At 41.8% G+C, this 12,538-nt stretch carries 14 protein-coding genes; 6 read left to right on the plus strand and 8 right to left on the minus strand.

Annotated elements, in window-relative coordinates; genetic code table 11:
* Positions 1 to 50: 50 nt before the first annotated feature.
* Positions 51 to 518, plus strand: a complete 468-nt coding sequence (locus J4E76_RS11870) for an Lrp/AsnC family transcriptional regulator (RefSeq protein WP_208504437.1) — start codon at positions 51 to 53, stop codon at positions 516 to 518.
* Here the strand turns inward: J4E76_RS11870 and J4E76_RS11875 are convergent.
* Positions 502 to 1,824, minus strand: a complete 1,323-nt coding sequence (locus J4E76_RS11875) for a hypothetical protein (RefSeq protein ID WP_208504439.1) — start codon at positions 1,822 to 1,824, stop codon at positions 502 to 504. The two genes, J4E76_RS11870 and J4E76_RS11875, sit on opposite strands and share 17 nt — an antisense overlap.
* 98 nt (positions 1,825 to 1,922) lie before the next feature.
* Here J4E76_RS11875 and J4E76_RS11880 point away from each other — a divergent pair, with 98 nt between their 5' ends.
* Positions 1,923 to 2,624: a hypothetical protein gene (locus J4E76_RS11880; protein ID WP_208504441.1), complete on the plus strand. Its 702-nt coding sequence runs from the start codon at positions 1,923 to 1,925 to the stop codon at positions 2,622 to 2,624.
* Here J4E76_RS11880 and J4E76_RS11885 read toward each other — a convergent pair.
* The 4 genes from J4E76_RS11885 to fabG all read right to left on the minus strand — a co-directional run bounded on the left by J4E76_RS11885 (position 2,617) and on the right by fabG (position 6,879).
* On the minus strand, positions 2,617 to 3,024 hold the full coding sequence (locus J4E76_RS11885; protein ID WP_208504443.1) for a DoxX family protein: 408 nt from the start codon (positions 3,022 to 3,024) through the stop codon (positions 2,617 to 2,619). The two genes, J4E76_RS11880 and J4E76_RS11885, sit on opposite strands and share 8 nt — an antisense overlap.
* Positions 3,025 to 3,061: 37 nt before the next feature.
* Complete coding sequence (locus tag J4E76_RS11890; protein ID WP_208504445.1) at positions 3,062 to 3,871, minus strand: lipopolysaccharide assembly protein LapB; 810 nt, start codon at positions 3,869 to 3,871, stop codon at positions 3,062 to 3,064.
* Positions 3,872 to 3,939: 68 nt separating this feature from the next.
* Positions 3,940 to 6,027: a VWA domain-containing protein gene (locus tag J4E76_RS11895; RefSeq protein ID WP_208504447.1), complete on the minus strand. Its 2,088-nt coding sequence runs from the start codon at positions 6,025 to 6,027 to the stop codon at positions 3,940 to 3,942.
* Positions 6,028 to 6,132: 105 nt separating this feature from the next.
* On the minus strand, positions 6,133 to 6,879 hold the full coding sequence (gene fabG, locus J4E76_RS11900) for a 3-oxoacyl-[acyl-carrier-protein] reductase (protein WP_208504449.1): 747 nt from the start codon (positions 6,877 to 6,879) through the stop codon (positions 6,133 to 6,135).
* A gap of 164 nt (positions 6,880 to 7,043) precedes the next feature.
* Between fabG and lpdA the strand changes: the two genes are divergently transcribed.
* The 3 genes from lpdA to J4E76_RS11915 all read left to right on the plus strand — a co-directional run bounded on the left by lpdA (position 7,044) and on the right by J4E76_RS11915 (position 9,810).
* Positions 7,044 to 8,438, plus strand: a complete 1,395-nt coding sequence (gene lpdA / locus J4E76_RS11905; protein ID WP_208504451.1) for a dihydrolipoyl dehydrogenase — start codon at positions 7,044 to 7,046, stop codon at positions 8,436 to 8,438.
* A gap of 84 nt (positions 8,439 to 8,522) precedes the next feature.
* On the plus strand, positions 8,523 to 8,999 hold the full coding sequence (locus tag J4E76_RS11910) for an RNA polymerase sigma factor (RefSeq protein WP_255552076.1): 477 nt from the start codon (positions 8,523 to 8,525) through the stop codon (positions 8,997 to 8,999).
* 1 nt (position 9,000) lies between these two features.
* On the plus strand, positions 9,001 to 9,810 hold the full coding sequence (locus J4E76_RS11915) for an anti-sigma factor domain-containing protein (RefSeq protein WP_208504454.1): 810 nt from the start codon (positions 9,001 to 9,003) through the stop codon (positions 9,808 to 9,810).
* A 187-nt stretch (positions 9,811 to 9,997) separates the two neighbouring features.
* Here J4E76_RS11915 and J4E76_RS11920 read toward each other — a convergent pair whose 3' ends face one another.
* Together J4E76_RS11920 and J4E76_RS11925 are read right to left on the minus strand one after the other, a co-directional pair.
* Positions 9,998 to 10,642 (minus strand): hypothetical protein, encoded by a 645-nt coding sequence (locus J4E76_RS11920; protein ID WP_208504456.1) that lies wholly within the window; start codon positions 10,640 to 10,642, stop codon positions 9,998 to 10,000.
* Positions 10,635 to 10,925: a hypothetical protein gene (locus tag J4E76_RS11925; RefSeq protein WP_208504458.1), complete on the minus strand. Its 291-nt coding sequence runs from the start codon at positions 10,923 to 10,925 to the stop codon at positions 10,635 to 10,637. Before J4E76_RS11925 ends, J4E76_RS11920 begins: the two co-directional genes overlap by 8 nt.
* A gap of 734 nt (positions 10,926 to 11,659) precedes the next feature.
* Here J4E76_RS11925 and J4E76_RS11930 point away from each other — a divergent pair.
* A complete protein-coding gene (locus J4E76_RS11930) occupies positions 11,660 to 11,821 on the plus strand; it encodes a hypothetical protein (protein ID WP_208504460.1) in 162 nt (53 codons plus the stop codon).
* Positions 11,822 to 12,095: 274 nt separating this feature from the next.
* On the opposite strand, the gene J4E76_RS11935 is transcribed toward J4E76_RS11930, so the two are convergent.
* Entirely contained in the window at positions 12,096 to 12,530 is a 435-nt protein-coding gene (locus tag J4E76_RS11935) for a thioredoxin fold domain-containing protein (protein WP_208504461.1), read from the minus strand.
* Positions 12,531 to 12,538 lie beyond the last annotated feature (8 nt).

Genomic DNA, 12,538 nt, shown 5'->3' on the forward strand with positions numbered 1-12,538 from the left:
AATTCTAATGGGAGGCTATTGTGATACCGATAAAAGAAAAATATACTACGATGATTGACAACGTTGACCTACAAATATTGACCCTACTGCAGCAAGACGGTAAAATTACTACCAAGGAGATAAGTGGTAAATTAGGTTTGACTATCACACCGGTTCATGAAAGGATCAAACGATTGGAGAGAACGGGGTATATAGATCATTATACGGCAATTGTCAATAGGACTAAGGTCGGTCTGGACTTGCTTGTTTTCTGTTCGGTCTCTCTTAAGAATCATCAAAGAGCCGTGATAGAAAAGTTTGAAAATGATATTAAGAAGCTCCCAGCCGTAGTTGAGTGTTATCACATTGGAGGAATGTTCGATTATTTGCTAAAAGTGGTGTCAAGAGACATGAAAGAATATCAGTCATTCATCTCTACACAATTGGCTGGTTTAGATAACATCGGAAATGTGCAGAGCTCTTTTGTTATGTCAGAAATCAAATATTCTAGTCAATTGCCAACTACCAATTGGGTTTAGGGTTAGGGTCATAGCGATGCCATGGCACTTCGTTCAACCAGTGGAACCCTCGATTGGTGAGGTAGAGGTTTTTCAGGTCATAGGTCTTCAACCTCATTTGTAGGGTGTCCTGTTCCAGAATACCACTAAGCTTGAGACCATCTTCTATCTTTTCGTAAGAGAAGGGATAGTCTTTTCTTAAAGAGTCACGACCAATGCTGTATGTGACGGTCATATTGACCGTATCAATCTCGCTTGTATAATACCTCATGCGATCATCCATATACATGGTAATGGCCCTTGTAGGGGCATCAAAAATGACTCGTTGCCACCTGTCATCATCGGTGAGTAGTGGGGGGAGTGTATCTCCGTTTTGCACAAAGTCAATCACATCATAGAGGCCGAAGAGCGCGGATTTTGGCCTGAGCTCTCCGTATTGTTTGCGGCTTTTCAAATCCCGACTGATTTGTGATTGGAAGAAATAGAAGATTAGGAGTACCTGAATCACCAATAGCGTGTATTTCTTCCAGGGCGTTTCAAACATGGGTGGCCATGGGGCAATTTTTCCAGGCTTTTGAAATAGCAATAAGCCGAAAATGGCTTTTCTATCAATCATGGCAATATACAGCCCCATAAACATGAGCTGGGCTGAGAAGAGCTTTACAGGTACGTCATAGGCCATATTCAACATAAATACATTGAACATTACACCAAATGTCACTAGGCCGCCAAGGGTTCTGGTTCTTCTAAAAATAAGGAGGGTACCTGCAATTACTTCGCTGAGACCTGCATACATCGAATATGTTTTGGAGGCTCCCATAAAGGTCCAGAGTAGCCCCATAGGGCTTGATTGGCCATAAGTTCTTAAGAGTCTATCGATTCTTAGTTCGGGCATTTGCAGCCAAAAGACTTTGATAAAGCCATAGAGCAGCATATAAAAGACCAGGTAGTAGACCGTAATTAACACGAACCATCTCCAAGGTCGGTAATAGTTTTTTCGTTTTTTGTCAATGGCAGACCATATGATGGTGCCGATAGCGCCTAGACTAAGGAATAACCCATATTGTACCCAGTTGAAAGTCATATCTCCACTGCCAGTAGGAGCGCCAGAAAATTCCTCTAGGCCTAAGAGTTTGGTGCCAAATAATTCAGTTGCCCAAGTCCAGAAGTTTCCGAACTGAGTATCTAACCAAAATTCATTGAAGACATTTAAAGGAGTACTGAATGGAAAGGGTAGTATGAATAAAAGGAAAAAGATAAAAATGAATCTGAAGCCAATTTTCCTAAGAGTGCTCCATTCTTCGTGTGCGACTAGGGTAGTATCCATTGAAAAAATATTTGGGATTGAATTTAAGAGAATTGCGACAAGTTTTTAATACCGTTCACCATTATGGAGTGTGAAAATTGTTTTTTAGCTTTCTCATTATGAACAAGAATAAGTCCTCACGAAACCTCAAATACTTTCTCGCTGAGTTGATGATTTTGATCATTGGTATTTCTGTATCCTTTGTGTTGAACGAGTACCGACAGCAAAAAAGAGAGGAGAGTCAAGAAGTACAATTGCTCCAAAGCTTCAAGGCAAACCTGATCAATGACAGCACCATTCTTTCTGGTGGTGCCAAGTTGATGGCGAGTCAGATAGAGTCTGCCGAAAGGTTAATACTGTTAAGCAAAGGCGCTCCCTTTACTGATAGCACCGCACTAGATGTGGTAACACTGCTAAGCTATATCCCTTTTAATTCAGAGGATATTACCTATCAGGAAATGAAGAGTCTGGGCATTAATCATATTATCCAAAACGACACTTTATCAAAAGAAATCATAGGGTTGTATGAGCGCTCCTATGAGAATATTCATGAGTGGACGGGAATAGATGCTAATCACGTAAAGGAGAAGCTTATCACTTATTCCATTGAACATTTTCCATTTGCACCAGGCCTTAATTTTAGCCTGATGAACGCTGCGAGCAAAAGAGAGTTCATGACTTTAATTCAAACCGATGAGTTCAAGCATCTGGTGCAATGGGGTATGATTTACAAAGTAAGCACTAAGGCACAGTTTGACATCGGTTTGACGAATATCAAGTCGATCATTCAAAAGATTGATGGCGAAGTAGGTACTAGTTAAAAAGCTTCTGATCTAAGGAATACTTACCTGGGCCTGTGATAAACAAGAAGAGGTAAGACAATAGAAACAAAAATGCTTTTTCCTGCCCTCTGAACGGATCGTCAATATGTACCGTAGCAAGTGCTACTATCATAGTAAACATTAAAGGTACCAGAGCATAGCGTGTTGTCAGGCCTAGAATTAGCAGTATTGAGCAGACAAATTCTGCGAAAGCTGCTAGGATCAGAGAAGCCTCAGGTCCAATGCCAAGCGGGTCTCCAAATTGGAAGTTGCCATTAATAACCTTTAAGAACTTTGGATAGCCATGTGTGAACATCATAAGGCTCACTGCTATTCTAAAAACCAATAGACCAAAGTTTGTCGGGAGGGGATTTTTGCCAGTTTTCAGTAGTCTTTTCATATCAGATGAATTTTCTACAATAAAACGGGGAATCAGATTATTTGCAATACTCGTCCATATAGGCGGTAGCTAGCTCGTCATCCAGGGCATCTCCTTTTCTGAAATCTGCACAAGCTGCGGCCACACCATGCCAAGAGGAGGCAAGTTTGGCCATTCCCCTTCGGGTGATGGCTTCCACATAACCGGGATTTTTTTCAATAGCAAGATCAAAATTTTCAATGGCCGCATCATAATTCTCATAATTCAGAAAAACAGCTCCTTTGTTAAAATATGCTACTGGAAGATCTGGATTGATTTTTAGCGCTTTGTCAAAATCCTGGATCCCATAGACACCATTACCCCCTCTTGTCCATGCGGCCCCTCGGCTTATCAGCGCCTGAACATCATCAGGCCTTTCGTTTAAGTACTTGCCCAAGTCTTCAATGGCATTGTTAACATTGCCCAGCTTTACATGAGCCCTTCCTCGCAAAGACCTAGCTTCCAAATTGTCCGGATTGGCTCCTAATACAGCATTAGTGTCGAAAATCACTCCTTTGAAATTCTCGAGTTCGTAAGAACATCTGGCCCGACCGACCAGTGCCTTTCTGGTATTGAATCTTATTCTCAATAAGGTGCTGTAGTCATCGTAGGCCTTGTCAAACTCTTCAAGTTTTTCATTGGCCAAGGCGCGGTTGAATAAGGCGTATTTGTCTTCCGGTTCTAGCTTGATCACACGATCGTAAGCTGCCGCAGCTGCTTCAAAGTCACCGTTTTTCATGTGCTCGTCTGCTTCTTCACGAACAGCCGTCATGTCGCAAGAACAGAGTAGCGCTGCGAGTGCGAGTGTGGAAAGGAGGAATGTGCGCATACGCAAATAAACTAAAAGATTAGTTTAATATTGTTATTAATCGACTAAAAAGTAAGTTGATTTAACAATTAATAACTGCCGTGGTATTTTCGAGTAAACCACTCCACAGACAAGAGGGCCAAAAGGATCAATAGAATCCAAGGGTTATGAATGATTGGATTCAGCCTTTCATTGGATCTTGCTAGCGACTTTGGGTTAAGTGCCTCTACAGCATTGACAGCTCTATCTGCTTGGCTAAAATCGAAGAATTGCCCACCGGAATTGTTGGAGATATTCCTAAGTAATTGAAAGTTAGCTGTCAGATCGATGTCTTCTAAGGCCAGTTTCTGAACTGCAAAACTGCCGCTGGCTACTTCGCGGTTTCCTGCAAGGCTTGTAGTGGCGGTATATCGATATACCCCTGGCGCCAATCCATTGATCTGGTAGTTTTCCGTTGGCGTATTCACATAATTATACTCCACTGTTTCATTATCACTATTGGTCAACTTCAGGTCTATGTTATAATCATAAACCTTTTCGAAAAGCTCATTATAGACCTCGGTATTGAACTCGACAGGTTCGCTTTCAAAATAGCTTTCATCAGTAGTATTGACCCTAAAGTTTCTCTTGTCATCCTTTGTAGCTAGGTATTGGATCAGCTTGCCGAAAAGCTCATTGAAAAGCTCAGGTGTTTCATAGAGTCCGCTTTCTTGGAGCTTCCATTTCCATATTCCACTGCCCGAAAGCACGGCAGACTTGCGCTCATCGCCATTGTAGATACTTAGTAAAGGGCGATTGGTTTGAACACTGCCTATCTTCTGATAAAGGAATATGTTCGCATTATTTTTTAGTGTGAATTGACCGTAAGGAGCCCTAATAGGTGGATAGTCCCGGCCTCTGCTGAGGAGAGTCTCGTCAATTGAAAACAGCTCGAAGTTCGGATTTAAGTTGCCGCCCACCAGGTCCGACTGTCCGAAACTCTGATAGCTGATTACCGGATTGGTTTGGTTCATGGTATTAAGAGAACCAGTCCCCGTAATAAACCAAGTATTGGTCTTGTCAAGCCAGCTGTTCAGCCAGGCAGGAAGATCGGTAACCCCTGGTAACTGGTGCATTATCACCAGATCAAAAGGTCCGACAGGCGTAGTTTCGGTGATGCCATCAAGGTAGATTTGTACTTCAGTTCCTTCTTTGGACTCAATGAGGCTCTTCAAGGCTTTTACGTCAGGGTGGGGCGATGCGGCCGCAATAAGGATTTTCTGCTTGCTATCTACCGTTTCAATAAATGCCCTGCGTGTGTTGTTAATGGTCGAACTTTCACCGTCCTTCGGCACTATAACGATGCTATAAGCTTCTACACCAATGGTCTCAGCATCTAGTATAAACTCCAGACTATTGACCTCCTGATCTCCATTCAGGCTTACGTTTTGAGAACTTACTAAAGCCCCCTGTTTTCTTATTTCAACACTGACATTTTCTCCCACATAGCCATTGTTGTAAATGTCGACCACTAGTGGAAATTGATTGCCTTGGTAGACTACCTTGTTGTAGTTGATTCGCTTGATACTAAGATCTCTTGCAGGAATGGTGTCTCCGATACCAACACTAAAAACAGGATAATTCAAGTTAAGAAACTGTGGAGAGCTACCGTAGTTGTGGATACCATCACTTATCAGAATGGTGCCCACTAAATTTTGTTGTTCGAAGTCTTGCCGAACGCCTTTTAGTATGCCGTGTAAATTGGTCGCCTGTTGGTCAAACTGGATATCAGAGGCCTCGTCATAATAGTTTTGAACTCCTCTGATGCGTACGTCCAGATTGGCATCTTCCAACTGATCGGCAATTGCGGCCAGTTGATTTTTGACATTGATAAACTCAAGGGAGTCATAGCTATCTGGCAAGGAGGCCGAATCGTCCACTGCCAAAACCACGATCGGTTTTTCCTCAAAAAACTCGATTTGATTAAGGAGCGGTCCTAAAATCAAAAAGCACATCAAGCTGATGAGCACAAAACGTAGGCCCCCAAGTAACCTATTGACCGATTTGCTCCATGGAGAGTTCTTCGTGTATAACAGCAAAGCATACCCTGCACCGATCAACAGACATAATGGTATAAACCATGATGAGAACTCTGTCTGAAGCGAAATTTTGGAAAGGAGTGTTGGAAGGTTATACAATGCTTAGAAGACTAAGTAAAATCGGTTAATGACAGTATAACGCATAACAACGTAAATAAGCCATTAACCGATTCGAAAATTGTAAATGAATTTTATGAATGGTGCTTAAGTCATCATTCCGCCATCCACAACAAGGGTTTGACCTGTCATGTAAGTCGACATATCTGAAGCTAAGAAAACGCAGGCATTAGCCACATCTTCTGGTGAACCACCACGCTTTAAAGGAATACCATCTCTCCATCCCTGGACAGTCTTTTCATCCAATTGATCGGTCATCTCAGTTTCAATGAAACCTGGAGCGATCGCATTTGATCTAATGCCTCGTGATCCTAATTCTAGGGCCACTGATTTGGTGAAACCAATGATTCCTGCTTTAGAAGCCGCATAATTGGCCTGACCCGCATTTCCTTTAACACCTACCACAGAAGTGATGTTGATGATTGATCCGGCACGCTGCTTCATCATTGTTCTTGTAGCTGCCTTCACGGTATTGAAGCATGATTTTAGGTTCACATTGATTACCTCGTCCCACATTTCTTCTGACATTCTCATCAAGAGATTATCACGTGTGATTCCGGCATTGTTGACGATTACATCAAGCGATCCGAATTCTGCTACTACGTCATTCACTAGTTGCTCAGCCGCATCAAATTCAGCTGCATTGGAACGAAAACCTTTCACTTTAGTACCAAAGGCAGCAAGTTCGGCTTCTAACGCCTGTCCTCTTTCAACACTTGAGAGGTAAGTAAAAGCCACATTTGCACCCTGCTGTGCATAAGCAGTTGCTATTGCTTTGCCAATGCCCTTTGAAGCACCAGTTACTAAAGCAGTTTTTCCATCTAAAAGACCCATATAAATTGTTTTGAAGTCAAAAATTAAGCTTTCGGTTTTGTGCTCACCGAAATCAATGTTCAAATAAAACCAAAAGGATTAACTCATACAATTCCAGTATTTTTTTGTCATTGGATTTGGCTTAACTTTGCGGCTCTTCAAAACGAGAAAAATCAAATAGAAATATGGCAACGAAATACGATTTAATAGTCATTGGAAGTGGCCCTGGAGGATATGTGGCAGCGATTCGAGCTTCTCAGCTCGGAATGAAAGTAGGAGTGGTTGAACGCTCGGAGTTAGGCGGAATTTGCCTTAACTGGGGATGTATTCCTACCAAAGCACTTTTGAAGAGTGCTCAAGTATTTGAATATGTGCAGCATGCACAGGATTATGGAATCAAAATAGAAGGTGCGGAAGCCGATTTCGATGGTATGGTGAAAAGAAGCCGTGACGTTGCTGCTGGTATGAGCAAAGGCATTCAGTTTCTATTTAAGAAAAATAAAATCGACCATATCGCTGGCTTTGGTAAGCTTAAAGCGGGTAAGAAAGTTGAAGTGACTGCTGAGGATGGTTCTAAAGTAGACTATTCTGCTGATCACATCATCTTAGCAACAGGTGGTCGTTCAAGACAATTGCCTAACCTTCCGATCGATGGTAAAAAGATTATCGGCTATCGCGAAGCAATGGTATTGGACAAGCAGCCTGAATCAATGGTGATCGTTGGTTCTGGTGCTATCGGTGTTGAGTTCGCTTATTTCTACCACTCGATTGGTACAAAAGTGACCATCGTTGAATTTATGGATCGCATCGTTCCTGTAGAAGACGAAGAGGTTTCTAAGCAACTGGAAAGAACTTACAAGAAGTCTAAGATGAAAATCATGACTAGCTCTGAAGTAACTTCGGTTGATACTAAAGGTGCTAAGTGCAAGGTTCATGTAAAAACTAAGAAAGGCGAAGAAGTACTGGAAGCAGATGTAGTGCTTTCTGCAGTTGGTGTTTCTACCAATCTTGAGGGCATTGGCCTGGAAGACGTTGGCGTTGCTACGGACAAAGGCAAGGTGATCGTTGATGATTACTACAAAACAAATATCCCTGGCGTTTACGCGATTGGTGATATTGTTCATGGCCCGGCTTTGGCCCACGTTGCTTCAGCAGAAGGAATTATCTGTGTTGAGAAGATCTCAGGAATGAGTGTCGAGGCGCTAGATTACAATAACATCCCAGGTTGTACTTACTGTAGCCCAGAAGTTGCTTCTGTTGGTTATACTGAAAAGGCAGCGAAGGAAGCCGGTTACGATGTAAAAGTGGGTAAGTTCCCATTCTCAGCATCAGGTAAGGCTAAGGCAGCTGGCGCTAGCGATGGTTTTGTAAAAGTAATTTTCGATGCAAAGTATGGCGAGTGGTTAGGCGCGCACATGATTGGTGCGAATGTAACGGAGATGATTGCTGAAGTAGTAGCAGCCAGAAAGCTGGAAACTACCGGACACGAAATCATCAAAACTGTTCACCCTCACCCGACTATGTCTGAGGCAGTGATGGAAGCTGCAGCTGCGGCTTACGATGAAGTGATTCACCTGTAAACAACATTATATATTTCTCCTGTACCCAACCATATTGACGAGAACGAACTAGTTCTCCGGCTTAAAGGTCAGGACAAAGAGGCCCTGTCTTATCTCTATGATAAGTACGGGGCCGCTTTGTATGGTACTGTGGAGAGAATTGTCCAGAATGGGGAGGTTTCCACCGAAGTGGTGCAAGACATCTTTATGAAAATCTGGAATAAAATAGATCAATACGACCCTAAGAAGGGGCGTTTCTTTACCTGGATGCTCAATATGACCCGCAATGCGGCCATTGATAAGGTGAGGTCTAAAGAAATCAATCGATCGGCTAAAACTGATTCCATTGATGACTACGTATATACCATTGATAATCAGAATCAAAGCGAAATCTCCATTGATGGCATTGGTATAAAAGAACTGATGAATGACTTGGCGGAAGAGCAACGTTTTGTTTTGCTTAAAGTATATTTCGAAGGTTTTACCCATTCAGAGGTCGCTGATGAGTTTGATATTCCATTGGGAACTGTCAAAACCAGACTGAGATCTGCGTTAAAACATTTAAGAAAGCGACTAGAATAGCTTGGATATAGAAAAGTACATATCGTCAGGAATATTAGAAGCCTATGTGCTCGACACCCTATCTGCTGAAGAGCGGAAAGGAGTGGAGGATATGGTGAATCAATACCCTGAGCTGCAAGCCGAACTAGAAGCTATTGAATTGTCATTGGAAGCAGTGGCAATGAGAACAGCTGTGACGCCACCTGCAGGTTTGAAAGACTCTATTCTATCGGCTGTCGAAGAAAGTACGCCTACGGAAGCCCCTGTTCAAGAAACTAAGGTGGTGACCATGGAACAGCCTTCCACTACTTGGAAGTATCTGGTGGCTGCTTCAATTGCCTTGGCTTTAATCAGTGGCTATATGGCCTTTGACTATCGTGCTAAATGGAAGTCTACCAATGAAGCTTATGCCGAGTTGGTGGGGAACAATACGCTGATGGCCGATCAATACAATAAGGTTAACCAAAGACTGGAAGGTATTGAAAGGGACTTTGAAGTTGTGAGTAATACCGAGTTCCTAAGGGTGCCAATGGCGGGAACAGAGAATGCCCTCGAAGCCTCTGCCAGTGTGTTCTGGAACAAGCGTACCGAAGAGCTCTTCTTGAATATACAAAACCTGAAAGACCTGTCTGAAGATCAGCAGTATCAGCTTTGGGCCATCATAGATGGTAAGCCAGTAGATGCTGGGGTCTTTGACTTAGGCGCTGAAGGCCTGATCAAAATGAAAAATACTGCTTCCCAAGCAGTGGCCTTTGCCGTTACCATCGAACCTAAAGGCGGTAGCGAAGCACCACACCTGGAAACCATGCAGGTGATCGGGAATGTGGGGTAGTCTCAATTTTAACCCTACGCTCTAGCGCGCACTTGTAGTGCGTGCTGATCTTAAAAGCACTTCGATTAACGCAAGGTGAGTCCGCACTGCAAGTGCGAACCAGAGGCATGCGGGGTAGAGTACTATAGACCTACTTACCTATATTTATTTTGTCAGGAGGCTATTAATGCTAGAAGTCGGTTTATGGTTATCTGGTTTGCCCTACATTCCTCTCTTTTTCGCGCTCATTGAGTCTCTTTATGATAAAATAGTTCAAATAACCCGTTGTAAGGGCAATAGCATACACTATAATTATAGTGACACTTATCGCTAACATGAGGCTAGGAGAGGATTCATTATTTTTTTGTGTTTCCTCCATGATGGTGTTACTTGAAAAAACTGTTTCATAAAGTACTACTGAAATGGCAAACAAAAGGAGCTTTGGTGTAAAAGACTTGGCATTTTTTAGTACCCAATTGATTATTCTATTTTGTTCCCAAAAAGGTGCTTTCTCATGTCTTTTAATCAATTCACCCGTCAATCTTTCCAAGTCTATGCCACCCAGTTTTGGTAGATGATCTAGAAGCAGAATATCCTTGAGTGGATATACAGGCGGGGCTCTGAAAAGGTCTTTATCAGAATTCAAACGATATTTCAGGTCTATATAAAAGACAGCAAGCAAGGTAATGCATGAGATAAGAACAATTGCTGATCCTACAGTGGTAAGTTGAGTTTGAAAGAAGTATAATAGTATAGGTGTACCTAATACTGTGATAACAAAGGCGAGGCGGTAAACAAGTTGCCTTAATCTTTTTCCCAAATTGAAAGTAGGAGCAATTTCGCTTTTAATCATTGTCTTCCTTTCTCTCATTAATTATTTTTCTCAAATCAAGAACATTGACAATGAGTTGTTTAACAATATCAAAAACAACAAACAGACCCACAGCGATTAAAGTAGAGTATTCAAGGATATTGTAAATTGATCTAAAGTTTTGGTCATTGACTTCATTGAATTCCTCTCCCGTCACCATAACAAATAGTGCCCTCATGTAGTAAAGGACAAAGAGTAAAATGAAGCCTACCATCAGACTCCACAGCAAATTCATAAAGTTCCAGAAAATTACTTTTGTTCTCAATTGAAATTCATTTCTTCATCAAAAAGGTCATAACTACTCATAGTTTGTCTTTACCAATGAATTGTGTGTTTATTGGAATCAATTTTAATGAAATATAATAAGATTATTTTTTGCCCTTCTATAGAATTGACGGATAACTATTTCTCCTAGCCCTCACTTGCAGTGAGTGTCCATCTTTTAAACGTTTGCAAGATCGGTCCGCACTACAAGTGCGAACCAGGTTGAATGTTATATGAAAGCTTGTTGAAAACTTGATTACAAAGTTGGGTATAACTTTTCCTCAAATTACTTGACAAGCCAAAAAAGACTCCCGACATTTAAATAGTTATAGAAATGCCCATAAAGGCCTTCTTACTCAGTCGAACACTGGTAGGAAGGCCTTTTTTGATGGTTTTTGGCCGGAGTTGAATGTCATTAAACAGCAGCAAAAAAGCTGTCCTGTTTATTTACAGGACAAGTCTTGTGCTTTGCTGATAGGTGTTGGCCTCGGGCTGAAAACGCGTATTGTTTTAATCGCTAACTTGCATTTGCGGACGCGATTAATCCAATAGGGGTTGATCGCGTTTTTTTATGCTCTTGGACCACGTCCTAAGAAATCAAAAAGTGGACTGATTAACTTATAATCAGGTAGTTAAGAAGCTGTCCTACGATGTGTGGAACGGAATGTATAGTTTGCCGAACAGGGTTGTCTTTTAGTGAGTGACGTTGACTGAAATAAAAAATAAAATAAGAAGATGGAAACCATGATATGGGTGACAGTAACAGGATTACTCGGGCTAGTCATTAAACTCATCTGGAAGTATATAATCATAGCAAAAGTCCTTCAACAAGATGGACCTGTTGAGATCGAAATGGGCTCTAAGAAGAACCCATTTAAGATCAAAAAAGACAAATGAAAACTCTTGAACCATTTACAGGTTCAGGAGCATTATTTACATCTAGCCGATGTAAAGAAAGACGTTCTTTGATTTTATGCTTTTGTGATGATGCATGCCTAGAAGAAAATGAGACTATCTCGATTAATTGAGATAGTTATGCTCTCTTTGGGCTATCATTAGTATCTCTCCTAGAGCTCATCTGTCTGCGGACAGGCAGGCTTGTAGTGAGTGCTGATCTTAACCAATTAATATAGGTCCGCACTGCAAGTGCGAACCAGAAAAGTCAGGTCGCTCAAAGCATTTTTCTCAAGACCTTCTTCAATTGTTTTGCTGAAAGAAAACCATCATTTTGATAGAGTATCTCATACTGTTTATTGAGAAAGACAATGGTAGGATAGGAGACTACTCCGTCTTTGCCTCCTAATTGCTCGGCCAATTCATGAGTTCCTGTATTGGCTCCTGTGGGTTTGTACTTGAAGGTATTGCCCAGAAAAGTCACATCCTCTTTCGACTCGCCATCAAAACTAACAAAGTGAAAATCTTTGGTCAGTAGTTGCTTGATCGCCTCGTCTTGGAAGCTAGTCTGCTTCATGTTTTCACAGAAGTTGCACCAAGGCGCATGCAAAAAGACAATCACTGGTTTTGGGTCTTCCTTTTGCAGGGTTTCAAGTTTTTCGAAAGTCAAAGCATAGTCTTGTCCTTGGACAGTATTCAGTCCAAATGCCATAGTCAACA

Source organism: Roseivirga sp. E12, from assembly GCF_017592825.1.
Taxonomy (GTDB): Bacteria; Bacteroidota; Bacteroidia; order Cytophagales; family Cyclobacteriaceae; genus Roseivirga.